The following is a 24,819-nucleotide window of genomic DNA, read 5'->3' as shown; positions in this document are numbered from 1 at the left end:
GGGCGGTAGGTCATTGTAAGGAATGCCTGATCCAAGCACAGAAGAAAATCACCATGCCCCATGATTCCGTATCCATCGTCGCTGCCGCTCACTCCCGTTTTGGCCGTTTGGACGGTTCCACGCTGGAAGATCTTATCGTGCAGGTCACCCGCGAAGCCCTGGCGGATGCCGCCATCGACGCCTCAGAAGTCGACGCCCTGTTCCTCGGGCATTTCAATTCGGGGATGGTTGCGGATGGTTTTCCCGCTTCATTGATGCTGCAAGCCGACCCAGGCTTGCGCTTCAAGCCTGCGGTTCGTTGCGAAAACGCCTGCGCCTCGGGTTCGGCGGCGATTCACGCGGGGATCAACGCGATCCTCTCAGGCTCTGCTGAGCTGGTATTGATCGTCGGCGCCGAGAAGATGACCTCCAACTCCACAGCCGAGGTCACCAAAGCCCTGGCCGGTGCCGGTTATCAGAACGACGTCGAAGAGGCCGGGCTCAGTTTTCCGCAGTTGTTCGGCCTGGCGGCGCAACAGTACCGTGACCGCTACCAGTGCCCGATGGCATCGATGGCCGCCATCGCCACCAAGAATCACTCCAACGCCATGGCCAACCCCTTGGCGCAGATGCACCGGGTCATGGATTTCGAACACTGTAACAACGTGTCCAAGAGCAATCCTTATGTGGCTGAGTCACTGCGCCTGACCGATTGTTCGTTGATCAGCGATGGGGCTGCTGCCATTGTGCTGGCCTCCTCCAAGCGTGCCAGGCAGTTTCGTCGTGATGTGCTGATTCGCTCGGTGACTCAGGTCAACGATTTCCTGCCGATTGCCCAGCGCAACATCCTCGCGTTTGAAGGCCCGCAGCGTGCGATCCATTCGGCCCTGCGCGGGGCCAATATCACCCTGGCCGACCTGAGCTTTGCCGAGGTCCATGACTGCTTCACCATCGCCGAACTGCTGATCTACGAAGCCATGGGCCTGGCACCTAAAGGCGAGGGGCATCGGGCGCTGGATGACGGTATCGTGCGGGCCGGCGGACGTCTGCCGGTGAACCTGTCTGGCGGACTCAAGGCCAAAGGGCATCCCGTGGGCGCCACGGGGGTGTCGATGCACGCTATGGCCTTTCGGCAGTTGACGGGCGACCCCATTGGCTTGGCCGTGCCGAATCCCGAGTTCGGTCTGTTGTTCAACATGGGCGGCATGGCGGTCGCCAATTATGCCTCGGTGCTTCAGGCTCGCAGGGCTTGAGCATGAACATTGCCAATTGGCTGAACGACGCCGGTCGACGCTGGCCAGAACGTCCAGCGTTGTTTGAGGGGCAGCGGCAAGTCGCCGACTACGCCACGTTTGCCGCCCGTGTCCGTAGTCGTGCCGCGCAGCTCATGGGCGAGCAGGGCATTGCGCCCGGCGACCGTGTGGCGCTGTTCATGAAGAACAGTTGTGAATACCTCGAATTACTCTATGCCGTCTGGTGGATTGGCGCGGTTGCGGTGCCGATCAACTGCAAGCTGCACCCTGTTGAAGCCGACTGGATTGTCGACGATGCGCAAGCCCGGCTGATTTTCACTGATGGTGGCAAGGTGTTCTCGCCCGAGGTGTTGCCGCAGGGCTGTCGAGAACTGAATGTGGCGGACAGTGTGGCGTGCGCTTCGGTCGATACGACGATGTTGGAAGATCCCTGTTCTCGGGATGCCAATGACCTTGCCTGGCTGTTCTATACCTCCGGTACCACCGGGCGATCCAAGGGGGTGATGCTGTCCCACGGCAACCTGACGGCCATGTCGCTGTGTTATCCGCTCGACGTTGATCCGGTCAGCCCGGATGACGCGGTGGTGTACGCGGCCCCGATGTCCCATGGCGCCGGCCTCTATAACTTTATCCATGTGCGTTGCGGTGCTCGCCATGTTGTCCCCGAGTCCCGTGGCTTCAAGGCCGACGAGCTGTTCGAGCTGGCGAGCGGGTTGCGCAACATCACGTTGTTCGCCGCGCCGACCATGGTCAAGCGCATGGTCGAGCAGGCTCGTCGCCAAGGCTATGGCGGCGACGGGATCAAAACCATCGTCTACGGTGGCGCGCCTATGTACCTGGCGGATCTGCAAGATGCGGTCGAGACCTTTGGCGCGCGGCTGGTGCAGATCTATGGCCAGGGGGAGAGCCCGATGACGATCAGCGCTTTGTCGCGTGAGTTGATCGCGGATCGAAACCGTCCCGACTGGGCATCTCTGGCAGCTTCCGTGGGGCGGGCACATTCGTGCGTGGACATCAGGATTCTTGACCCTGAGCACCGGCCACTGCCGCCCGGCCAGTCGGGGGAAATCGCCGTGCGTGGTCCCACTGTCATGCAGGGCTACTGGCGTAACGACGCCGCGACTCGCGAGACCTTGGTGGATGGCTGGCTGTTGACCGGCGACATCGGCTTTCTTGACCACGCGGGTGTTCTGACGCTCACCGATCGCTCCAAGGATGTGATCATTTCCGGCGGCTGTAACGTGTACCCACGGGAAGTCGAGGAAGTGCTGGCGCAACACCCGCAAGTATTTGAAGTCTGCGTGGTTGGCGAGCCGGATGTGCAGTGGGGGGAAACGGTGGTAGCGTTCGTCGTTCCCCGCAGTGCAGGGGGGCTCGACGCGTCTTTGCTCAATGCCTGGTTCGTCGAACGCATGGCGTCGTTCAAAAAACCGAAGAAGTACGTGTTTCGCACCGAGCTGCCCAAGAACAGTTACGGCAAGATTCTCAAGACCGAGCTGCGCCTCTGGTTGAAGGGGGTCGCGAACGGCACTGCAGTTCCTTGAGTTGTGTTTTCCATGGATAGAAATCAGACAGGAGTCCCTCACGTGGGCATTCAACAGAAAAACCCGGCCCGGCAACGGCGTCGGGCGTTTATCGGTGCAACGTCCGGCCACCTGATCGAGTGGTACGACTACGGCGTCTATGGTTTCCTCGCCGTCTATATTGGCAAGGCGTTCTTCGTCTCCGACGACCCGACCACCAGCCTGCTCGCCAGTTTTGCGGCGTTTGCCTTGAGCTTTTTCATCAGGCCGCTGGGGGGACTGTTCTTCGGTCCGCTGGCGGACAGGATCGGCCGGCGCAAAACCCTGATCACGGTGTTGGTGATGATGGCCGGCTCCACCTTTTTACTGGGGCTGCTGCCGACCTATGCCTCGATAGGGATCGCAGCGCCGATCATTCTGGTGTTGATCCGCTGTGTACAGGGCTTCTCGGCGGGTGGCGAGATCGGCACCATCACCAGCTTCATCTCCGAATACGCCGGGCCCGGGCGACGTGGCTTCGCCACATGCTGGTTGATGGTGACGGCGGTGCTCGGCTTGTTGCTGGGCGGCGCGGTGGCCAACGGCATGACCTGGGTAATGGGCGCGGACCTGATGCAAGCCTGGGGTTGGCGCATTCCGTTTATGATTGCGGCGCCTCTGGGCCTGATTTCGATGTACATCCGCCTGAAGCTCGAAGACAGTCCCGAGTTCTTGGCGTTGCAGCGCGCGGGGGAAACCTCCAAGGCCCCTCTGCGAGAAGTTTGGCAGTGGAAACGGGCGATTGCCCTGGTGTTCTTTATCATTAGCCTGCACAGCTCGATCTTCTATCTGGTGCTGACCTTTGCCTCGACCTACATGTCGAGCATTCTCAAGTTCGACAGCGGCACGACCTTGCTCTACGTCTTCGTTGCCAGCCTCTCGGCCGCAGTCGTCATGCCATTCGGCGGCGCATTCACGGATAAATATGGGCGCAAGCCGTTTTTGTTGGTGGTCGGCACCCTGGCAACCCTGGCGATGTACTGGCTCTTCACATCGGCACCCACGGCGACGCCTGCTTCGTTTATCTACCCGTTGATGGCGGTGGCAATCCTGTTCGGGCTGTATGCCTCGTCGACTTACGCGTTGATGAGCGAGTTGTTGCCCACCCGAATCCGCTCCACCGGTATCGCGGTGGCGTACAACATTCCGGTAGCAGTATTCGGCGGTAGCGCACCGCTGATTTCCACCTGGCTGATCAAGGTGACCGGAGACATTACGTCGCCCTGGTACTTTTACATCGGCACGGGGGTGGTGTCGCTGATCGCGCTGGTGCTACTGCGCAAGGAGGATTTTGTCGCCTGCGCCAGTCCCGCCGAGGTGCCGAGTGTTGGGCGTGCCGATCTGGGGTTGGCAGCCGCGCCTTGAGCTCGTGAGTGATAGACAAAGCCCCCAGATGCAACAAAGCCCGCACAAGACGGGCTTTGTTGGTGCTTGAGGATGCAGAGGGCTCGCATAAGAGGGGCGAACCAGATTTCATTGATTCTCAGGCACAGATTGCCGTGCCCGTAACACCACGATCCCTGGCGTCTTCGCGATGTAGTCCTTGAAGGGAGAGTCGACGACTTCTCTGTTCTTTTTCTTCGAAGAGGCATTACGCAGCACTGGCCCTTCGTCTTTGTTGATAAAGAACCCTGTATGGGTGACGTCCAGGCCGGCGAGTTGGGTGTAAATGCCAACGTAATCGCCAGTCTGCAAGCGGCTGATCACGTGGTCGTTAATAAAAGCGCTAGGGATATAGGTAATACTGCGCTCGATCATGGGCACGCCCGGCAAGTAGGCGCTGCCATCTGCTTTTCGGTTGAGGCGCTTCACCACGGTTACCGCATGAGGGCTGATTTGAGCGGTGACGTCGTCGGCCAGTTTTTGCTCCGCCTGCGACCAGTCTGTGAAGAAGTGCCGGCGATGCAGGAAATTGAGATTGCCGTTCACGTAACGGGTCTGAATGAGGCTCTTCACGAAGTCGGCTTCATTGGTGGACTTTCTCAACGCTTCGACATAATCCAGATAGGTGAAACAGTCCAGGCCCCTGAAGTCGACTACCAACTCTTCCGGCGTGGTAGCAGAGCCCTGCAACCTGTTCGCGGAATAGGGCAGCCCCAAAAACTCTCGTGAAATCAGATTGTTCATCTGCCCTATGTCATCGGGGTTGGTCGCTGAGCGTTCTTTGAGCAGGGCATCCAGTTTGCTAGCGGTATAACCATCCATTTCCAGTGGGGTGTGCCCATTCTCGGACGCTACGCTCTCCACTGCTTTCGTTTTCTCGACGGGCAGCCCAGTCCCACACGCTGTCAGCATGGATGCCAAAAGAATTACAGCCGACCTGCGCATTCGATTCCCCATCGTTTTCGACTATTACGTCGCAAATGGTAATGTTTATTAATGGGCCTGTGGGGATTTTGGCATTCGCCGAGGGAGGTTCGAAGCACTTTAGCGACGGACTGTCTGCCGGCTTTGTGCTGTGTTTGAGCGTTTTTGACAGGCTCTGGGTTGGGGGGCACTGCATAACAGGCTAGAAAGCTCAAACCCCAGATGCAACAAAGCCCGCACTAGGCGGGCTTTGTTGATGCTTCGTTTGGTGGGCCGGGGACGTTTGAACCGGCCTTTAATGTTCCAGTAAACATTGGGGTTGGCGTGGTGGCGTGACTCAAGGCATACACAGTGGCATACACGCTGCTGGTTGCTGTGCCCTGTCAGCCAAGAAAAATGACTAGTGTTCACATTCCTGTATCTGATCGTTATGCGTAACGCTGGCGGTTGGAATCCTCGGTGAGCATCTGAACCCGCGTCCAACATTTCAAAACTGCCTTGCGTAACGTGCAAACCAACTCAGACCAACCTGTCGGTTGTGGTGTCAGCGGGGCAGATTCAGTCTCCGTTACATCGAATCTGGGGTGAAACCCTTATTGGCTGGGGCTTTGGTTGCTTTAACTAAACAACAACCAACCACCGAAATAAGGTCATACATAGCGAACGAGCGGGGCCCGAATTACCCCCTATGGGGGTGGAGTCCGGGAGTACCTTTTGAAAATTGGCGGGACGACCCCGGCCAGCCACTCAAGTCTTCTTCGCAGTCATCCATGGGTGCAACTTTCCCCCAGTCGTGCCCTTTTTATGCAGTGGTGCCCATGTCCAAGGGTGGGCACAACTGAGGGCACAAGGGCACGACTGGGCAAAAGCGTTTGGCTCAATCGGCCGTCCATTGGGTGAACTGTCCCCAAAGCGCTGGGGGCTGACCCGTCCGGGCGCTATCGTTCTGAATCCTCCCTTGGGATGGATGCGGGGAATCGCTACAGGCCCCGTTGTTCGTGGTCTGCGCAGGTGATGGGTCTGCCGCTTGTCCCGGATATGTCCCACCGTGCAAGGCATCGAAGCCGTGGCGATCAAGGTGCTGGTGCCACGTCTCCAAGGCCTTGCGTTTCATGCCCTCGGCGGTGGTGTGGATGTAAGTCGCGTCCAGGTCTTTCATGGCGTGGTTCAGCAGCATTTCGCCCACCATGTAATCCACGCCCAGATCAGCCCAGGCAGTACGAGCCACTTTGCGCAGGTCATGGCTCGACCATGCCCCCTTGGCCAAGCCGGCAAACAGAGTGCTGGCGTTTGTCGCACTGATAGCCGTACCAGAGCGTCCAGGGAACAGGAGTGGCCCTTGATACCCTGCTGCTTGCTGCATAGACCGGTAGCGCTCGATCAGGGCGCAGGTTTGCTCGGTCAGTGGCAGCGTGTGCTCGGCTTTGGTCTTGGTGTCCGGGGCGGGGATAAACCACTGGCGGGTGGTGAGGTTGAGGTTCTTCCAGCGAGCCAGCCGCGTTTCGCCCAGTCGGGTGCCATGACAGAGCATCATCAGCGCGAGCATCGATTCCAACGGCGCATGCTCGATCCGTTCGGTCAGGTCGTGCAGTAGCGTTGGTAGGTCGTCACCGCGTAACCGGGCGGGCTTGGGCTTGATTCGGGTCTGTACGAAGTCGGTGTACTTGAGGTCGGCCATGGGATTGACGGTGATCAGACCAAGGCGCATGGCTTGGCGGAAGGCGACCGCCAGCACGCCATACACCGAACGCACGAATGACAACGCGTAACGCTCTTGCATGGGCCACATCAGCAGACGGTCGAGGCTGGCACGGTCAAGGCTTGCTAACGTTACATCTTGAAGACGTGGAGTCAGGTGGCAACGCAACGCTGATTGCGCACTGGCTTTGCGTTTGTCCGACAACCCCCGGTCCCGGCCCATACGATCGGCGTACCAGTTCAGCACTTCGCCTACGGTGTGCCAAGCGGTGGTGGTGGAGGCTGCCTTGGGGTCGACCGCACGTCGTGCCAGGATCGTCGGCAGAGTGCTAATCATCAGTTTGGCATTGATGCTGGGATAATTACCGGCTTTGCCCCACTTGCCGCGCACTACGACATGCCAGGCGCCCTTGTTGCGGTCGGAGGTGGAGTAGCGGAATCTGAGTTCGGGGTGACGGATGTCGCGCAGTTGACGAGTTTCGCCGCCAGCATGGCGGCGAATCTCGATGTCACTGATCACCACCGTCAGAGTTTTCGGCTCTGAAATGGTCAAGGTGTCTAGCTTCCTTTACTGATGGCCGCAGGTTAGGCGTTGGCCTTGGCGCGTGCTAGACCGCGATAGTCCAGTGGGGCCACACCCGCGTCGATACGCACCTTGAGGCTAATACCGTCCACGGACCACCCTTGCTGTTCTTCGAGATAAGGGGTATCGACGCCGTCCAGGTAGGCGACTTCAATGGTATCGGCGCCTTGTTCGGCAGCCACGTACCAATAAGGTGTAGGTGCGCTATCCAAGCGGCTTTCGACGATGAGCTGGCCCATTTTGCTGACAGGATTGGCAATGCCGCTATTCATGTTTGCGCCAGGAATCGATGTGCTGTTGAGCACCTGCATGGCGGCTGACTCAAGGCCGGCGGGGACAATGACAAACGCGGGCGAGATATTCAGCGCTGTACCGAAGTCATCTTTCTGCAGGCGCATCTTGCAGCGCAGTTCGCCCAGGCTATCAGGGGACATCGCGGCAGCGGTTTCGTCAATGTTGCCGTGCTCGGCGCTGAACAGTGGCTTGCCGTCGACGAAAGCCGCGTTGCTGGTCAACACCGAATAAACCAGGTCGCCAATGGTGCGGCTCGCCGAACGGCCCAGGTGAGCAGGAAGCGCGCTGAATGCGCTCAAATCATCGTTGATGATCGCCTGACGGGTAATGCTGAACAGTCCGCCATAGGTCGCGAGAGCGATCGGTGCGCCCCGGTCGTTGCAGGTAACATATTTGTACTCAGCCCCTTCGAGGACTTTAGGCAGCGTTGGGAAGCCGGACATGCCGACTCTGCGCGCGGGGTTGAAGTTGCTCAGTGAGCCTTTTTTGGTCCAGCGTTGGAACGTCTCGCCGCTGGCTTCCCAGCCGCGCAGCATGGCTTTCTCGGACACGCTCATTAGTACGTTACCGAAGTCGCTGGTGGTGTGGGTAAAGGCCGCGCCTACTAACTGCATTTTCGTGCCGTAACTGGCCACACCTACGCCACGCTCGGTGAGAGACGCGCGAGCCATCTCAGCCAGGGTCATGGTTCGATACGGGTTGTTGGCATCCTGGGCTTGAGCGATACCGAGACGAGTGCTCAGCGCATCGACCATACCGTCACGCACGATGTTGCCGTTACCGGCATGGACGAACGTGTCGGTACGTAGGCCACCGGTTGGAGTGGTTCCTTCGCCCAACGCAACCAGCAGTTTTTCGCGGACTTGCGCGGTGGTGTAGGTCATGAATTCTTTACTCGCTTGTAGACGCTGAATGCTTTCGTGGCCTGCAAAAGACCCGATAAGTGCGTTGAGCTTTTGGCGGTGGGCTTCGCGGCTGTCGGTTAGCCGCTGGAGAGATTGCGTTGCGGCTTCTGGCGCCTGAACAACGGTGGCCAGGAATGACATGGCCGTCGCTGCCAAACGTGGCTTGCTGCGCTCGGCGTTATCTACACGATGGGCAAAACCAGCGTCGACGGCTTCATAGGCGTTGAACCAGGTTTCGGCACTCATGATTGCCACGACCTTTTCTCCGCTCAGGCCCGTTCGCGCGGTATAAAGCGCGGCCATTTCGCGGCTGGCCATGTCAAGGGTGTCGGCAGTTTTGCGCATCTGGGTGGCATCGCCAGATGTAACGGTCCACGGGTTGTGAACCATCATCAAGCTGTGCTCGGCCATCACGATTTCATCGGCGGCCAGAGCCACGATTGTGGCCGCACTGGCACACAAACCATCGACGACGGCAGTGACATGGCCCTGGTGCTTATTCAGGATGCTGTAGATCGCCAGGGCGTCGGTTACGCTGCCGCCAGGGCTATTGATATGGACGGTTAGCGGCAGTTGGCCGACCACCATGGCCTTGACCTTTTGAGCGGTGACTTCGTCGATCACGTCGTAGATTTGAAGGTCCATGCTTAGCCCTCGTTGCTGGCGTCGTCATCGCTGGCGGGCTGTTGTTCCCAGGCACGGGGCATGGGGGCGGCGACATGGTCACACCACTTGCGGATAGCGTGGCGAGCCAGGGCAGGCAGGGAGAACATTGGGGCATGCTCTCCGGCTTCGGCATCAAGGCGGCGTTTGAGTTGTTCGAGGTCGCGGATACAGCCCTCGTCCAGGTGAATGGTCATGCGTTTTTCTGTCATAGGGTTTCTCCGTGAGCTTTCTGAACTGCTGATAAATGTCAGCAATGTGAGAACGCACACATTGGAGAAACGGCCATGGTCACTCAACGCGGTAAATCTTCGTTTTTATGCGGTTTCCGTAACGAATTTGCTGATATCTGCGATTTTATAAAACCTTCGATTACCTCGTCGGACATACGAAAGCGGTGATTGACCGGCCGACGCCATTTGGCGGAAGTATGAAGGTGTGTATCCCAACAGCTTGGCGGTGGCGTTCTCCGGCACTAGGCCGCCGAGCAGGGGAACCACATCCATCTGCTGCAAACGGGTGTAGATTTCTTCCTCAATACTCACGGCGCCACCTCCGCATCAGGCCAGCGCCAACGAACCTCAGCCAACGCTTCGTTACGCGTAACGGGAACACCCACCATCGTGCATATAGGTCTTTCACCGCGAACTACTCTCCAGTGGCAGCGGCGCTCAATCCCATCATTCGCTGCCAGTTCGGCCAGCAACTCAAGACGATGAGCGCGGATATATTTTTGCAGGTCATCCGTGACCCGCGACCTGGGCGATACCACCACCCGATTTCCCTTCTGGCGTGCTGACAGGCCGTGCTGCGCTAAATAGTCGATGGCGGTGCTCATATCGCCACCTCATCCGCACTCAGCTCGGCTTCCACGGGGGCTTCCATTGCTGGCCTTTTTTCCCTGTGAGGAAAGGCCGCGTAATCACCCGTCGCTTGAGGAAGTGACCAGGTGACCACGGTGTCTGCACCAAACCCAGCCCTGGCAGTAGTGACCGATAGATTTTCTCGTGCATTCCTGATCTGCTTTTGTGTATACCCGTTGCCCACCATCAGGTTTTTCGCTTCTTTTCCCGTCAGTGGCCCAGCGCTGAGGATTCTTCGCAAGGCCTCCGCTGGATTGTCGCTGTCATCCAGGCGTTCTTCGTCGCAGGCTTCGGCGTCGCCGAGGATGTCGCGAGCACTCCCTTCGATAACATCCCCCCACACCACACGGGTGGCCTCGATCCCGCCGCCGATGTCGCAAGGCTCGATGGTGTAAGAGACACCACCCTCATCGGTGCCGATGTTGGACTTGGCCCGGGCCAGCACTCGCATGTCGGTGCCTTCCTGTTTGGCTGCCACGAGCACCGTCCTGGCCAGCGCTGAGAATGCCTGTGAACCGATCACTCGATCTGCCGGTGAAGATCCCGCACCGCCCTTGGCAAAGTGGGAGATTCCCACCACCGCACAAAGATTTTGTTCGGCAAAGTCCACCACGCCTTGCAGGGCTCGACGCACGTCATTGGCTTTGTGCATATCACCCTTCACCGCGCTGACGATGGGGTCGAGCATCAGTAGCGACACACCGCCAATTTCGTTTGCAGTGGCCCTCAGCAAAGCAATGTCGTTGGCCGGGTCGAACGGGTCAGCCTCTCCCTGGGCATTAATACGGCCCTGGATGATGTGAACCCGGTTTAGGTCGGCCCCAGCAGCAGCCAATCGAGGTACTAACGTGTCGGCTGGGTCATCTTCGCTCGACCATATCAGGGCGTTACCTGGCTCACTGCAACGGGTGCCGTCCGGCCAACGCCCACCGGTAGTGATGGTTGCGATCAGGCTAATCAGCAGCGTGGTTTTCCCCGTGCCGCCAGCGCCAGCCAAAATGTGCAACTTTCCTTTGGCTAGCCAGCCAGGCCACAGCCAACGAATGGCCACCGGCTTGATGCTCGCGGCACTCACGGCGTTCACCTTCCATACGGCGGGGCTATCGCTTTTCGCCCACTGGTCCGCAAAGCGATCTTGAGCGTTCATTTGACCCCCAGGCGCTGCTTGGCGAGGTTGAAGCGCTGTAGATCGTCGCCAAACAACTTTCCGTCTTCGAGCAGCGACTTTCCAATCAGATATACAGCGCGCTCATGCTTGATCGCAGCAGCACTGGGGCCGCGGCGTTCGCGCTTTACACCTGGGAATAGATCGCGCAACTCCAACCCGACAGCCGAAACAATGTCCTGAGCCGTACAGCCGCTCCAGCACTTAAGCAACACAGTACCGTCTGATGTTTCACTAATTGCCAAACTCGGAGACTTGTCGTCATGTGCCGGGCAGCATGCTTTCCACTTGTTAGTGCCAGCCGATTTAACTTTGTCGAGACAACTAAGCACTTTATCCAGGCAAGCCGATCCCGCCAGCGCAACTTGGCGCTGATTTGAAGTTTTCATGATTACGCCCCTAGATTGAGGTCGTTAATTTTTTCAAACTTCCCTAACACTGAACTAAGCGCAGCTCGGGCGCTTTCAACTGTGTGGGTCACCATAAAAGCGTTATTGCCCTCAAGTGGAATTCCCCCAGAAGCTGCATCAGCGAGGCTGTCCATCACACTGGCAAGAAGATCCGAGGCGATATGCAAAGCGATTTGAACATTAATGTCAGGGTTCACCCTAAACAATTCTTGTTTTTTGTGTGCGTGGGCAGGAGAGATAAAACGAACTTCGGTAGTAGTTAGATGTTTCATTGTGCGCCTCCAGCCAACATGGCTTCAAAGAAGCGGGCGCGGGCCATTTCGGCGTTGTAACGCTGGTGGCGAACTTTGAGGCTGGATTGGCTCTTGAGCTGGGCGACAGCGCGAGCACGGTGACGCTCGACCTTGTTCTGGACTTCGGACGGAGTGAGGCTGAAAAGACGGGTAAGCATGGGTGACGCTCCTTTTGCTGAGGAGCTGCCACATTCGTTACCAAGCGAATGGGTGGCAGCTGTACGCGGGTTGGTAAACCGGGGCAAAAGGAACCCGGCAGACCCGAGGGTCTCCCACGCACAGCCGCCATAAAACGGAAATGCGGACGTAAAAAAAGCGCCTGCAATCGTAATGGGGGCGCTGTTGCGCCTTTTGCTGATCGGGTTACCAAGCCCGGTCGCTGAATTTGCAGCGACGGCGAAACCATAACCGTCAAACCTGTCACTGGCAAGCGAAAATTTCGGCAGTCGTGCCCTTGTGCCCTCAGTAGTGCCCACCCTTGGGCATGGGCACGACTGCACAAAAAGGGCACGACTGGAGCACATAACGTTCGGACTGCTCACTGTTTCGCATCCTCATTCTCACAAGTTTGGGCTTTGTCTCGGGCGGCAATCTTGGATTGCAGCCAGGCTTCCACCTCGGCCACGACGTAATAAGCGGCAGCTTGTCGCGAGTCGCCATCCTTGATGGGCTTTGGGAATGAGGAGTCTTTTGCTCTGAGCTTGGCGAGACCGGAACGGGTCACGTCCAGCCATAGGCAGAGGGCGGGCTGACGGATCAGCCCTTTGCTTGAGTGGGGAGTGTTCGGGTGCATTCACTTGCCTCCATACGATTGAGGCTTGCCACGTTATGCACACGACGAAGCAGAGTCATTGCAATTGCAAAATTCCTAAAATGCATCCTTCATCAGCTTGGCATCGTCGGCTTGCTTCTGCTTTGCCCGTGCGATCACCTCAAGCCGCTTTTTGTTCGCGGCGGAAAAAATATTATTGATTGTGGTATCACTAATGCAGGATGGATAGATATCCTCGATCATTCTGGCAATATCTCCCTGTGTATACTTCTTACTTCCTTTTTGTGCACTCAACGTTTCCACTATTTGCTTTAACGCAGAGATAATTATCAACTCCATCCCCATGCTTTCGCTTGGCTCGTTTGCACTCTTCCTGTTAGGGCGCCTTCTGTCAGGATTCAGATAATCAGGGTCGTCCGTGAAGGGACTCATTCCCCGCCATTCTCCTACTGTCTCAATATCGAAACCTGCAAATGCATTGCAGTAGCCGTGGATAGTAGGCTCAACCATCTTGTTACTAAAGTACCGTTTCACTTTGACGCTGGAAGGTTTGACTTCAAGCGGCGCGTAGACTCGTACAAAATGATCCTCACTTATCGGTTCAAGATGGCCTTCAATATGTTTTGCAAAGACCTTATAGTCCACTGTCTGAAGCGTTGGAAGCCTGCTATTACCATGAAACGCCCATTCAGCAGCTCTGAATATTCCTCCCTCCCGAAGAGGAAACGGCAAGGCTTTTAACTCGGTTTCAAATCCGTTTCCGATGCAAACGTCTTCCTCTAATGCATGGACAAAGTAGAATCGTTTTTCCGGAAAAGCTCGGCTATCAGTTGGACGAAATTCCATATAAGCCGGAATGACACCAGCCTCAGAAAGCTCGATTATTTCTTCCCTCGAAATTTCCCTACCAATATCCTTACTGAGACGCTTACAGGTCTCTTGCTCACTTATGTACTTCACATTCTTGGTGTGCAATCGGGCCTCCAGAACTGAGTTGATGGATGTGAGTTTGAATTAAGCTCGCCTGCTCATTTCTACAACATTGCCGTTTGCCAGCTTGTCTAGGTGGTCGGCATACCACTGCATCATGGTCGTGCGCTGGGCCAGGTATTGGGCCTTGTTGTACACCCCTGCAATCCCGTCTTTAACGTGCGATAGCTGGGCCTCAATGTGGTTTTCATCGAAACCGTGTTCATTGAGGATCGTGCTGGCGATATGACGGAATCCGTGGCCGGTCTGCCGCCCTTCGTAGCCCAGTCGACGCAGGGCCATCAGAAAAACGGTATTTGAGCGCGGCTTGGTGGTGTCGCTACGACCTGGGAACAGCAGGAGGTAAGCGCCGGTGAGGTTGTGCAGATTGTGCAGCAGTTCGACGGATTGGCGCGGCAAGGGAACCACATGCTCACGACGGCGCTTCATTCGTTCGGCGGGAACAGTCCACAGGCCCCCATCTAAATCGAACTCAGACCACCGGGCCTCTCGCAGCTCAGACGGTCGACAGGCGAGCATAGACAGCAGGTGTAAGCCGATACGAACGTCTACCGCGCTTGGGTAGGCTCTGATAGCTCGCAATAGAGGCGGCAATTCGTCGATTGAAACGTGGGCATAGTTCTCGGCTGGCTTGGTCAGCAGGAACTTGTGCAATCCTTCCAGCGGATTGTGAGTGGCGCGGCCGGTGACGCGAGCCAGGTCGTAAATTTCCCTGCACATGCCACGTACTCGGCTGGTCTGCTCGACGATCCCGGATTGTTCCATACCGCGCAGGAACTCCATCCATTCCATTGGCAGAACACCCTGATAGGGCCGCTTGCCGAAGACCGGAAACACATGCAGTTCCAGGGCGCCAATGGTTCGGGTTGCAGTACCCGCACTCCAGCCTTTGCGCTTGTTGGCGTACCACTCGCGTGCCAGATGTTCGAAAGTGTTATTGGCGGCTTCGCGCTCCGCTGCCTTTTGGGCGCGCTGGGTGGCGAGCATGCTGCCATCTTTCATTGTGCTGTCGCGCAGCTCTGCCGCCTTCTGGCGTGCCTGTTCGCCGGTCAACTGGTGGCTGCCCTTGCCGTAGCCTCCCAAGCCTAGCCAGGACCATTTGCCATCGGCTTTTTTGTAACGCAGCTCCCAGGATTTCTGGCCAGTGGGCTTCACTCGCAGATAGAGCCCGGCGCCATCCAGTTCACGGTAGGTGCTGGCTTCAGGCTCAAGGCTGGCCAGGGTGGTGTCTGCCATCGGACGGCGCTTAATCTCCGAACGCTTCATGCGTGTATGCCCCAGTTTCAAATTTAAGGCGAGCATACAAGCAGGCATACACGGGGTGCAATGCTGTGTGGGTTCATTCGGGGATGTCCAGACACAAGAAAGCCCGCGCGGGGCGGGCTTCTTGGGGTGTTTCCGAGTCATGTGGGAACATGTGGAAACTAGTATTTGGTGGAGCCGGGGGGATTTGAACCCCCGTCCGCCAGTACTCCGCTGTCGGTACTACATGCGTAGCCGTGTCTATTAAGTTAACCCTCAGCGACCCGACGGGCAGGGTGCTTTGGGCGAGTTGTGTAAGTTTTAGCCGCTTCGTCCACAACGTACTGCACGGCGATTCTGTTCTATATGACAATCACTTTGGGTTTACAGACATCCCCTGATGATTGCTGGACCCGAAGGTACCAGGAGGGAAGGGCTAAGGCTGCTTACGCAGCGAGAGCGTATTCCCCGTAGGTTTCGTCATTGGCAACTATAGGAAGTTGCAACAGTGGATTTACGAGTTCTGTTACCAACTCGGCATGCACCTAAAGTTTCGCAACCGGCGTCGAATCCTAAACGGCCCCGAACCTGCTGTGTGTAACCAGCAGGTTTGCGTAGTGTACGCCAATGCGCGTAGCGAGTCGACCTTCTGTCCAGCGTGCGTGTCAGGGCCGGGTTACTGGCTGTTTTTGTGGCTTTGAACGGACTGCAGCGCCTGCTGCGTCAGGGCTACGCATTCCCTGTCGTTTTTCGCGTCATAGGCAGATTTGGCTTGCTGGAGTTTGCTCGTGGCGTCGCTTTGTGTGGCGGCATCCAGCTTGGTCGCATTGGCCAGTTCGCTGGTGAGTGTTTGAAGGTTCCTCGCACACAGATCGCCCTCGCTTGAGGCAAAGGCGTGGGAGGTTGTCAGTGTTGCGCAGATAAGCAGTCCGGACAGGGCGGATCGCTTCATGGGGTTTCTCCTTGAACAGCGTCGGGAACCCAGGGTGTTTGGGCTTAACAGATAGACTGTAGCGGCGCACAAGGGTTCTTGTGAAGCGGGAAAAATAGCGTTGTTTTTCGTCGGCAGGAGAGTACAGCAAAGGAGCGAAGTGCCCCTTGCTGGATGGCGTATGTATCAGACCGTCCTGGCCTGGGTCACCCGGTCCACCAGGTAAACCAATCCGTGGTAATCGATCCCGCCATGCTGGCTCAGGCCGATTTCACAGGTGCGGCTGGTGGAGATGCCTTCGCTACAATACTGCACGGCGTCTTTCAATGTGCGCAGTGAGTGAGCGTTCAGTTCAGGCGTAGTGAATCCCTTGTCGCCGGCAAACCCGCAGCAGTGAATACCTTCCGGTATCACCACGGTTTTACTGCAGCGTCGCGCCAGATCGATCAGCGCCTGGCTCTCGCCGAGGTGCTGAGTGCTGCAGGTGACGTGCACTGCAATCGGATCTTCCTGAGGCGTGAAGTCCAGTCGGTCGATCAAGTGCGTGCGAATGAAACGCACCGGGTCGTACAGGTCCAGGCGCACATCGCCAAGGTCTTGCACCAGGCGCAAGGTGCAAGGGCTGGTGTCGCAATAGATCGGGTCGAGCCCGCCGCGACTGGCGTGCAGCAGCGCGCCGATCAGCTCCTGGCGTTTGTGTTCGGCTTGTTCGGTATAGCCTTTGGAGGCGAACGGCTGACCGCAGCAGAGGTTGTCCTGATTGTCCGGTGAAACCACTTGGTAGCCGGCCTTTTCCAGCAGGCCACGGGTCTTGTCGTAGAGCGACATTTGCTCCTTGTCACCGGCCGCAGGGCCCATGACCCGCGACACGCACGCCGCCAGGTAGACCACGCGCGGGCGCTCGTCGGTCACCGACGGGCTGAAGCGAATCGCTCGTTCCGGTTGTGGCATGGCGTTGGTCCACTGCGGAACTTGCCCTTTGGACAGCTTGGTCAGTGCAGCAGAAATCTTCGTCAGCCGTGGCGCGCCCAGCAGCATCCGAGCACCGTTGGCAACGTGCAGCGTGAAGCGCGCACCTTGCAGTGCGGTGGCGAAATTTCCTTCGAGCCAGTTGGCGGTTTTCGTCCGGGTTGCCGTGCGGCTACGGAGTTTTTTCACCAGCTCGCCGGTGTTGATTCCGACCGGGCAGCGTTGCGCGCAGAGTCCGGTGGCGGCGCAGGTGTCGAGGCCTTGATATTGATAAGCCTCTTCCAGCTCCGAGGTATCGATGCCTGCGCGCTTTTTTGCCTGGATATCACGCCAGATCACGATGCGCTGACGCGGGCTCAAGGTCAGGCCTTTTGACGGGCAGACCGGCTCGCAGAAGCCACATTCGATGCACTTATCCACAATCTCGTCGGCGGCCGGCAGCGGTTTCAGGTGCTTGAGGTGGATCTGCGGATCCTCGCTGAGCACCACGTCCGGGTTGAGGATGCCGTTCGGGTCGAGCAGACGCTTGAGCTGCCACATCAACTGATAGGCGTCGCTGCCCCATTCCAGTTCGACGAAGGGCGCCATGTTGCGTCCGGTACCGTGTTCGGCTTTCAGCGAGCCACCAAACTCGACAGCGACCAATTGTGCCACGTCGTCCATGAACGCCTGGTAGCGTGCGACTTCTTCCGCGCTGTTGAAGCCTTGGGTGAAGACGAAGTGCAGATTGCCTTCCAGTGCGTGACCGAAAAGGATTGCTTCGTCGTAGTGGTGTTTGTCGAACAGCTCGATCAAACGGTTCACGCCTGCCGCCAGTTGCTCCACCGGAAAGGTCACGTCTTCGATGATCACCGTGGTGCCGGTTTTGCGCACCGCGCCGACGGCGGGGAAGGTGTCCTTGCGGATCGCCCAGAGTTTGGCGTTTTCTGCCGGGTCTTGCGTGAAGTCGACCTGTTTCTCCACCGGGAACGCGATCAGTGAATTCATGATCTGCGCCAGTTGCTCGTGCAACAGCGCAGTTGATGCGGCGCGGGATTCGATCAATAAGGCGCAGGCGTTGGCTGACAGTTGCTGGACGAAGGCCGGCATCCCGGGTTTGTCCTGCACCGAACGCAGGCTGCGGCGGTCGAGCAGCTCCACGGCCGAGACTGGCTGGCTTTTCAGCACGGTCACGGCGTTGCAGCAGGTGTCGACATCCGGGAAGACGATCAGCGCCGAGGCTTTGTTCGGATGGTCGATCACCGTGTCATAGGTCACCGCGCTGATAAATCCCAGCGTGCCTTCGGAGCCCACCAGCAAGTGGCTCAAGATATCCACAGGCTCGTCGAAATCCACCAAGGCATTGAGCGACAGGCCGGTGGTATTTTTCAGACGGTACTTGTGGCGAATTTTTGCGGCCAGTTCGGCGTTGGCGCGGGTCTCGCGGCCGAGTGTCGCCAGACGTTCCAGCAGTTCAGCGTGACTGTTGCGAAAAGCCGCGACACTGGCGGCGTCCTCGGTGTCGAGGCGGCTGCCATCGGCCAGTACCAGGCGAATGCCGGCCAGCGTGTGGTAGGTGTTTTGCGCGGTGCCGCAGCACATGCCGCTGGCGTTGTTGGCGACGATACCGCCAATTTTACAGGCATTGATTGACGCCGGATCGGGGCCGATCTTGCGGCCAAACGGTGCTAGCCAGGCGTTCGCCTGTGCGCCGATCACACCCGGTTGCAGGCGGATTTGCGTGCCCTGAGCGCGGATCTCGCGACCGTTCCAGTTATCGCCGAGCACGATCAGCACCGAATCGCTGATGGCCTGACCAGAGAGGCTGGTGCCAGCGGCCCGGAAGGTCACCGGCACCTGATCACGTTGAGCCAGTTTGAGCAGGGCAACCACTTCGTTTTCAGACTCGACGCGAATCACCAACTTCGGAATCAGCCGATAGAAACTCGCGTCGGTGCCAAAGGCCAGGGTCGAGAGTGGGTCGTCGAAACGCCGCTCCTGCGGAATCAGCTGCTGCGCATCACGCAGGAAAGCCGCCGGTAGACTCATTGGTCCTCCAGGATCAGCACCACCAGGTCTTTCGGGCCGTGGGCGCCGTAAGCCAGGACTTGCTCGATGTCGGCGGTTTTCGACGGGCCGGACACCAGCAAAGCGTTAGTCGGCATGCCTTGGGCCCACTCGTACTCTTGCTGGACCTGATAGAAGTTGTCGCGAATTTCACTGGCCTTGAGCAGGGCGAAATGCACCGGCGGCACCAGGCTCATCAGTCGTGGTTCTTCGCGGGTGGGCCAGATGATCAGGCTGCCAGTGGCGGCGATGGCGCCGAGGGTGGTGGTCAGGCTGGCCGGGGTGTCGTTGAACAGTTCGGCCTTCCACTCTTCGACCGGACGGTCGTAGGCCTTCAGTGTGGGTAGGTCAGAATTGTTTGCCCAATGCTGCGTGACACGTTGACCGTGCGGCGTAGTCGGTGCAATCAGCAGGCTCGGCAACTGACGGTCGCGCAGCAATTGCGCGAGCAACTCAGGCCAGCCTTGCTCGCTGGTCAGGTGGATTTCGGTGTGCACCGCTTCCATCAGTTTGCGCAGTTGCGGGATGCGTTGCTCTGGGGGGTAGGTATAAGGCTCGGTCACCAGCGTTTCATCGAAGTTGTCAGGCACTGGTGTGGTGCCGGTCAGACTGTTGCGCAGCTTGGCGAGGATGTTTTGCTTGGCGCTCATCGGCGATCTCCCTGTTTGGCCAGATGCTCACGGGCCATGTCGTGCAGTGAGCGAGCGGCGGGTTTCGGTGCGCTGTGGTTTTGCGTCCACGGGCCAATGTTGTTTGGCGTGAGGGCGCGCAGGCGAGTGGCGAAGAAACCGAATAGCCGATACAGCGTCGGCGAGCTGTTGAGCTTCGCCCAGGCGTTCCAGATGAAGCGCTCTTTGCGCGAGTACTTGCTGCCCTGGCCGCGCATCACTTGATGAGGACTGTCAGGGGCTTTGACGTTTTCTTCGCGTAGGCGGCGCAGCAGTGCCGGGATCGGAATTTTTACCGGGCAGACTTCACCGCAGGCACCGCACAGCGACGAGGCGCTCGGGTGGTCCGGGACTTTCGCCAGGCCGACCAGGTGCGGGGTGATGATCTTGCCGATCGGGCCTGGATAAACTTCGCCATAGGCATGACCGCCGATGCGCGTGTAAACCGGGCAATGGTTCATGCAGGCACCGCAGCGGATGCAGTTCAGGGTCTGGCGCAGTTCGCTGTCGGCAAAGGCCTGGCTGCGACCGTTGTCGATCAATACCAGGTGCACTTCTTGCGGGCCGTCGAGTTCATGTTCTTTGCGCGGGCCGGAGATCATGTTGACGTAGGTGGTGATTGGCTGGCCGAGGGCCGAGCGTGTCAGCAGCGATAGCAGCGGTACAACGTCCCGCAGATTTTCGACGACTTTCTCGATCCCGGTGACGGCGATGTGTACCGGCGGCACTGTGGTCGACATGCGCCCGTTGCCTTCGTTTTCCACCAGCAGCAGGGTGCCGGTTTCGGCCACGGCGAAGTTGACGCCAGAGACGCCGATGTCAGCTTCGAAGAATTTCTGCCGCAAGACCTTGCGACCAATCTGAATGAGTTGGTCAACGTCCTTGGTGTACTCCACGCCAAGTTTGTCGTGGAACAAGGACGCGACCTGACCGGCATTCTTGTGGATCGCCGGCATAATGATATGTGAAGGCTTCTCGTGGTCGAGCTGGACGATGAACTCGCCCATGTCCGACTCAAGGCATTCAATGCCTTGTTCAGCGAGGACATGGTTCATCTCCATCTCTTCGCTGACCATCGATTTGCCCTTGATCACTTGCCGCGCCTCGTGAGCACGGATGATCGATAAGACGATGCCATTGGCCTCGTCCACCGTTTCCGCCCAGTGCACTGTCACACCGTTGCGGGTCAGGTTCTGTTCCAGTTGCTCGAGCAGGTCGGGCAACTTGGATAACGCGCGGGCACGAATAGCATTGCCCAGGGCGCGTAAGTGTTCTCGCTCAAAGGCATCGCTGAAAGACGCTGCCCGCTTTGCCATCAGTGAATCCATCGCACTGCGAAAGTTGTTTCGCAGTTGCGTGTCACCCAACGCCTCGTGAGCCCGGGTGCGAAAATCTTCCGACACGGCAACAGTCGGAATCAGCGTAGGCGTGCTCATGAAGCACCTCCAATACGCTGCCAGAGGAAGCTGGCCAGATGTTGACCGCGCAACGCTTCGTTCTGTTTTTCCAACGAACCGTTGATGTTCATCAAACAGCCACAGTCGGCACTTAGCACCGTGTGTGCGCCGGATTCCTTCAGGGCTTTGGTCTTGTCAGCGACCATCGCACCGGAAATGTCTGGCATTCGGACGCTGAATGTCCCACCAAAGCCACAGCATTCGCTTTCGTGGTCGTGATCAACCCGTTCCACGTTGCTCAGCTGCGACAATAACTCGCGGCCATGCAAGTGGGTGTTCATCTCACGCCGTGCCGAGCACGAGGTGTGCAGCGCCACTTTGACCGGCTCGCCGCTGTCCTTGAGCTGCACCTTGCAGACGAACAGCAGAAACTCGGCCAGCTCATAGGTCCGCGCCGCCAGGGACTGGACCTGTTTCAACGTGTCCGGCTCGTCCTTGAATAAGTCAGCGTAATGTTCACGGAGCATTCCCGCGCAGGAGCCCGAAGGCACCACCACCGGATAGTCTCCGGCGAACAGCGCCAATTGCGAGCGCGCCACGGTCCGGGCCTGTTCGGTGTAACCCGAGGTGTAAGCCGGTTGTCCGCAGCAGCTTTGCCCTTGCGGGTACTCCACGCGAATGCCTTCGCGTTCGAGCAAGTGAATCGCGTCCATCCCGGCTTCGGGATAAAACAGGTCGACCACACACGTGCCAAACAGGTAGACCCGCTGCGGTTTCTCGCTGGGGTATTGGCGCGGTTCAGGCAGTGGCGGGGCGACTCGGGTCGCGTTCGGCACAGCGTTGTAAAAAAGCTCGCTCATCAGGCGTGTCTCCGGGTGGTCCCGGTTATCCGTCTGCTGAGGCTGCTGACTATAAAGCGGGAAGCTTTCAGCAGCCTTGCAGACCGGGTGGTGAGTCGCTGACGCCAGGGTCAAAGCCCAGCGTCGGTTTTTCGGTGTTTCGTGTAGCGTTTAATGCACCAGCATGCCGGTAAACCAGTAGGCCTGGGCCAGCGTAATCAGGCCAACAATAGTGGCAAAGAATAGGCTGTGCTTGAGGGTGAAGCGGAACAGATCGGATTCCTTGCCCACCAGGCCGGTCGCGGCGCAGGCCACGGCGATCGATTGTGGCGAGATCATCTTGCCGGTCACGCCACCGCTGGTGTTCGCCGCCACCAACAGCACGTCGTTAACGCCGATCTGGTGTGCAGTGGTCGCTTGCAGCGAGCTGAACAGGGCGTTGGACGAGGTGTCCGAACCGGTCAGAAACACACCCAGCCAACCGAGGAATGGCGAGAAGAACGGGAAGGCCGCGCCGGTGGCTGCCAGCACCAGCGCCATGGTCGACGACATACCTGAATAGTTGGTGACGAAGGCGAAGGCCAGCACCATGCCGATCGACAGAATAGGCCAGCGCAGCTCAAAGAAGGTTTCTTTTAAGGTGGTAATACCAATTTTGAAATTGATCTTCAGGATCAGCATCGAGATCAGTGCGGAGAAGAAAATCGCCGTGCCGGTCGCCGAAATCGGGTCGAGTTTGAATACCGCGGGAATGGCGGTCGGGGCGGCTACGATCGGGGCGGTCTTGATCACCAGTTGATCAAGGTGCGGGATGGCGAAGTTGAACACCCAGCTGTACATCGAACCGCCGGCGGCGAACATTGCCTTGAAAGGCTTGAGGGTCCAAATGGTGACCAGCGCGGTGAGGATCAGGAACGGCGACCAGGCCTTGAAGATCTCGCCGAAGCTGTACGGTGAAGGTTGGGTCGTACGCGGTTGACCGAAGCCTCCGACGCTTCTCACGCTTGCGGCACCGACGCTGGCGGTCGCTTCGGCGAACGAGCGCTTGGGCTGCCAGACCTTGAGGAACAGGGTCAGGCAGATCAGGCTGACCAGTGCCGAGGTGATGTCCGGTAGTTCGGGGCCGATGAAGTTCGAGGTGAAGAACTGGGTGACGGCAAAGCTCAACCCCGCCACCAATGCTGCCGGCCAGGTCTCCTTGACGCCGCGCAGGCCGTCCATCATGAACACCAGCCAGAACGGCACGAACACCGACAACAGCGGCAGTTGGCGGCCCGCCATGGCACCGATCTTGAACGCGTCGATGCCCGTTACCTGGCCGGCGACGATGATCGGAATTCCCAGTGCGCCGAAAGCCACGGGCGCAGTGTTGGCAATCAGGCACAGGCCGGCGGCGTACAGAGGGTTGAAACCCAGTCCTACGAGCAGCGCGGCGGTAATCGCCACGGGTGCGCCGAATCCGGCGGCACCTTCCAGGAACGCGCCGAAGCAGAAACCGATCAGTAGCACTTGCAGGCGCTGGTCGTCGGTAATCGACAGCACCGAGCTGCGGATCACTTCGAACTGGCCGCTCTTGACTGTCAATTTGTAGAGGAACACCGCCGCCACGATGATCCAGGCAATTGGCCACAGTCCGTAGGCAAATCCATAGCCAGCCGCGGCGAAGGCCATGTCGACAGGCATCTGGAAGGCAACGATCGCCACCAGAATCGACAACGCCAGCGTGATGCTCCCGGCGACGTGTCCTTTGAGGCGGAACACGGCCAGAGCCAGGAAGAAAAATACGATGGGGATAACGGCCGCGAGCGCGGACAAGCCGAGACTGCCGAGCGGGCTGTAAAGCTGTTGCCAGGTTTGCATATGGGGTGGCCCCTAATTGTTGTTGGTCAGGCACTGGTCAGCGTTCTTGGATAATTGGTAATACCAATTTACAATCGCTGTCGGCTAGGGTAAAAGCCTTGGGGGCGGTGTGTCAATTTGTCGCCCTGAAACTTTCGTCGAATGAGCGGTGCAGAGGTCATCTGATCTGTTCGATCAAACGCTGTCTGGTAGGTGCTGGCGCGACGTCAATAGGCCAGAATAGAGAGCCCGGCGAGCCGTCGGGATCGTGGAGAATGAGTTATGGGGTTTGATCAGATTCGTCAGCGCCGTTTGTCTGACGATATTGTCGAGCAGCTCGAGGGGATGATTCTTGAGGGCACGCTGAAGTCTGGTGAGCGATTGCCGGCAGAGCGTGCCTTGGCTGAGCAGTTCGGAGTGTCGCGCCCTTCATTGCGAGAAGCGATCCAGAAGCTGGCGGCCAAAGGGCTATTGGTCAGTCGCCAGGGCGGCGGTAACTATGTGGTTGAATCGCTCGGTTCAACCTTCAGCGATCCATTGTTGCACCTGCTGGAAAGCAATCCCGAAGCCCAGCGTGATCTACTGGAGTTTCGCCATACGCTGGAAGCTTCATGTGCCTATTACGCCGCGTTGCGCGCGACGGATGTTGACCGCGAGCGACTGACTGCGGCATTCGAAGAGTTGCAAGACTGCTATTCGCGCCATGATCAAGTGAGCCGGGCGGAAGAGGGCGCGGCAGACGCGAAGTTTCACCTGGCCATTGCCGAGGCGAGCCACAACGCGGTGTTGCTGCACACCATTCGCGGGTTGTTCGATCTGCTCAAACGCAACGTGGTGACCAACATCGGTGGCATGTACAAACAGCGCACCGAAACCCGCGACATGCTGATCAGTCAGCACCGGGATTTGTATCAGGCGATTATCGAAGGGCACGCAGAGCAGGCGCGAGAAATCTCCAGCCGGCACATTTTGTATGTGCAGGAGGTGCTCGAAGAGGTGCGTCAGGAAATGCAGCGCATGGCTCGTGCGGAGCGGCGCAAGGGGATGTGATCGTTTTTAAACGCAAAAGATCGCAGCCTGCGGCAGCGCCTACATAGATCGCGTATCGATGTAGGCGCTGCCGCAGGCTGCGATCTTTTCGCTCGCGCCAC

23 protein-coding genes and 1 other RNA gene are annotated in these 24,819 nt (G+C 58.3%); 4 read left to right on the top strand and 20 right to left on the bottom strand.

Features of this window, described 5'->3' with window-relative positions; genetic code table 11:
- Window positions 1–53 precede the first annotated feature (53 nt).
- Genes BLL42_RS09965 through BLL42_RS09955 form a run of 3 tightly spaced genes read left to right on the top strand, consistent with a single transcriptional unit; the run spans window position 54 to window position 4,159 of the window.
- Window positions 54–1,232 (top strand): acetyl-CoA acetyltransferase, encoded by a 1,179-nt coding sequence (locus BLL42_RS09965; protein WP_071551904.1) that lies wholly within the window; start codon window positions 54–56, stop codon window positions 1,230–1,232.
- Between the two features lie 2 nt (window positions 1,233–1,234).
- Window positions 1,235–2,776, top strand: a complete 1,542-nt coding sequence (locus tag BLL42_RS09960) for a class I adenylate-forming enzyme family protein (RefSeq protein WP_071551903.1) — start codon at window positions 1,235–1,237, stop codon at window positions 2,774–2,776.
- Window positions 2,777–2,818: 42 nt separating this feature from the next.
- Entirely contained in the window at window positions 2,819–4,159 is a 1,341-nt protein-coding gene (locus tag BLL42_RS09955; protein ID WP_071551902.1) for an MFS transporter, read from the top strand.
- A gap of 108 nt (window positions 4,160–4,267) precedes the next feature.
- Here the strand turns inward: BLL42_RS09955 and BLL42_RS09950 are convergent, their stop codons facing one another.
- The 20 genes from BLL42_RS09950 to BLL42_RS09855 all read right to left on the bottom strand — a co-directional run bounded on the left by BLL42_RS09950 (window position 4,268) and on the right by BLL42_RS09855 (window position 23,689).
- On the bottom strand, window positions 4,268–5,122 hold the full coding sequence (locus tag BLL42_RS09950; protein ID WP_071551901.1) for a DUF1460 domain-containing protein: 855 nt from the start codon (window positions 5,120–5,122) through the stop codon (window positions 4,268–4,270).
- 856 nt (window positions 5,123–5,978) lie between these two features.
- Window positions 5,979–7,346: a tyrosine-type recombinase/integrase gene (locus BLL42_RS09945; protein ID WP_081427351.1), complete on the bottom strand. Its 1,368-nt coding sequence runs from the start codon at window positions 7,344–7,346 to the stop codon at window positions 5,979–5,981.
- A 38-nt stretch (window positions 7,347–7,384) separates the two neighbouring features.
- Window positions 7,385–9,226, bottom strand: a complete 1,842-nt coding sequence (locus tag BLL42_RS09940) for a ClpP-like prohead protease/major capsid protein fusion protein (protein ID WP_071551899.1) — start codon at window positions 9,224–9,226, stop codon at window positions 7,385–7,387.
- A gap of 2 nt (window positions 9,227–9,228) precedes the next feature.
- Window positions 9,229–9,456 (bottom strand): hypothetical protein, encoded by a 228-nt coding sequence (locus tag BLL42_RS09935; protein ID WP_071551898.1) that lies wholly within the window; start codon window positions 9,454–9,456, stop codon window positions 9,229–9,231.
- A 105-nt stretch (window positions 9,457–9,561) separates the two neighbouring features.
- Window positions 9,562–9,789 carry a DNA-binding protein gene (locus tag BLL42_RS09930; RefSeq protein ID WP_236721977.1) on the bottom strand — a complete coding sequence of 76 codons (228 nt, stop codon included), beginning with the start codon at window positions 9,787–9,789 and terminating at the stop codon, window positions 9,562–9,564.
- On the bottom strand, window positions 9,786–10,082 hold the full coding sequence (locus tag BLL42_RS09925) for a hypothetical protein (protein ID WP_071551897.1): 297 nt from the start codon (window positions 10,080–10,082) through the stop codon (window positions 9,786–9,788). Before BLL42_RS09925 ends, BLL42_RS09930 begins: the two co-directional genes overlap by 4 nt.
- Window positions 10,079–11,254 carry an AAA family ATPase gene (locus tag BLL42_RS09920; RefSeq protein WP_081427297.1) on the bottom strand — a complete coding sequence of 392 codons (1,176 nt, stop codon included), beginning with the start codon at window positions 11,252–11,254 and terminating at the stop codon, window positions 10,079–10,081. Before BLL42_RS09920 ends, BLL42_RS09925 begins: the two co-directional genes overlap by 4 nt.
- The gene (locus BLL42_RS09915; RefSeq protein WP_071551896.1) at window positions 11,251–11,661 is read right to left on the bottom strand and encodes a virulence-associated protein E; all 411 of its coding nucleotides are present in this window, start codon (window positions 11,659–11,661) and stop codon (window positions 11,251–11,253) included. Before BLL42_RS09915 ends, BLL42_RS09920 begins: the two co-directional genes overlap by 4 nt.
- 2 nt (window positions 11,662–11,663) lie before the next feature.
- The gene (locus BLL42_RS09910; RefSeq protein WP_071551895.1) at window positions 11,664–11,954 is read right to left on the bottom strand and encodes a DUF3077 domain-containing protein; all 291 of its coding nucleotides are present in this window, start codon (window positions 11,952–11,954) and stop codon (window positions 11,664–11,666) included.
- Complete coding sequence (locus BLL42_RS30035; protein WP_071551894.1) at window positions 11,951–12,133, bottom strand: hypothetical protein; 183 nt, start codon at window positions 12,131–12,133, stop codon at window positions 11,951–11,953. The genes BLL42_RS09910 and BLL42_RS30035 overlap by 4 nt, the downstream gene beginning before the upstream one ends.
- A gap of 380 nt (window positions 12,134–12,513) precedes the next feature.
- Window positions 12,514–12,768 carry a helix-turn-helix transcriptional regulator gene (locus BLL42_RS09900; RefSeq protein ID WP_071551893.1) on the bottom strand — a complete coding sequence of 85 codons (255 nt, stop codon included), beginning with the start codon at window positions 12,766–12,768 and terminating at the stop codon, window positions 12,514–12,516.
- Between the two features lie 75 nt (window positions 12,769–12,843).
- Window positions 12,844–13,722 carry a hypothetical protein gene (locus BLL42_RS09895; protein WP_071551892.1) on the bottom strand — a complete coding sequence of 293 codons (879 nt, stop codon included), beginning with the start codon at window positions 13,720–13,722 and terminating at the stop codon, window positions 12,844–12,846.
- A gap of 39 nt (window positions 13,723–13,761) precedes the next feature.
- The gene (locus BLL42_RS09890) at window positions 13,762–15,003 is read right to left on the bottom strand and encodes a tyrosine-type recombinase/integrase (protein WP_071551891.1); all 1,242 of its coding nucleotides are present in this window, start codon (window positions 15,001–15,003) and stop codon (window positions 13,762–13,764) included.
- 166 nt (window positions 15,004–15,169) lie between these two features.
- Window positions 15,170–15,563: a transfer-messenger RNA gene (gene ssrA, locus BLL42_RS09885) on the bottom strand.
- Window positions 15,564–15,655: 92 nt separating this feature from the next.
- The gene (locus tag BLL42_RS09880) at window positions 15,656–15,931 is read right to left on the bottom strand and encodes a PA2433 domain-containing protein (protein WP_071551890.1); all 276 of its coding nucleotides are present in this window, start codon (window positions 15,929–15,931) and stop codon (window positions 15,656–15,658) included.
- A 165-nt stretch (window positions 15,932–16,096) separates the two neighbouring features.
- Complete coding sequence (locus BLL42_RS09875; protein WP_071551889.1) at window positions 16,097–18,907, bottom strand: FAD-binding and (Fe-S)-binding domain-containing protein; 2,811 nt, start codon at window positions 18,905–18,907, stop codon at window positions 16,097–16,099.
- Entirely contained in the window at window positions 18,904–19,575 is a 672-nt protein-coding gene (locus tag BLL42_RS09870) for a LutC/YkgG family protein (RefSeq protein WP_071551888.1), read from the bottom strand. The genes BLL42_RS09875 and BLL42_RS09870 overlap by 4 nt, the downstream gene beginning before the upstream one ends.
- A complete protein-coding gene (locus BLL42_RS09865; protein ID WP_071551887.1) occupies window positions 19,572–21,029 on the bottom strand; it encodes a LutB/LldF family L-lactate oxidation iron-sulfur protein in 1,458 nt (485 codons plus the stop codon). The genes BLL42_RS09870 and BLL42_RS09865 overlap by 4 nt, the downstream gene beginning before the upstream one ends.
- Window positions 21,026–21,850, bottom strand: coding sequence for a (Fe-S)-binding protein (locus BLL42_RS09860; protein ID WP_071551886.1), 825 nt, complete (start codon window positions 21,848–21,850; stop codon window positions 21,026–21,028). Before BLL42_RS09860 ends, BLL42_RS09865 begins: the two co-directional genes overlap by 4 nt.
- Window positions 21,851–22,000: 150 nt before the next feature.
- Window positions 22,001–23,689, bottom strand: a complete 1,689-nt coding sequence (locus tag BLL42_RS09855; RefSeq protein WP_071551885.1) for a lactate permease LctP family transporter — start codon at window positions 23,687–23,689, stop codon at window positions 22,001–22,003.
- Between the two features lie 261 nt (window positions 23,690–23,950).
- Here BLL42_RS09855 and BLL42_RS09850 point away from each other — a divergent pair, with 261 nt between their 5' ends.
- Window positions 23,951–24,718, top strand: a complete 768-nt coding sequence (locus BLL42_RS09850; RefSeq protein WP_071551884.1) for an FCD domain-containing protein — start codon at window positions 23,951–23,953, stop codon at window positions 24,716–24,718.
- Window positions 24,719–24,819: the final 101 nt, after the last annotated feature.

Source organism: Pseudomonas frederiksbergensis (assembly GCF_001874645.1).
GTDB classification, from domain to species: Bacteria; Pseudomonadota; Gammaproteobacteria; order Pseudomonadales; family Pseudomonadaceae; genus Aquipseudomonas; species Aquipseudomonas frederiksbergensis_B.
This window is presented reverse-complemented; position numbering and strand designations above follow the sequence as displayed.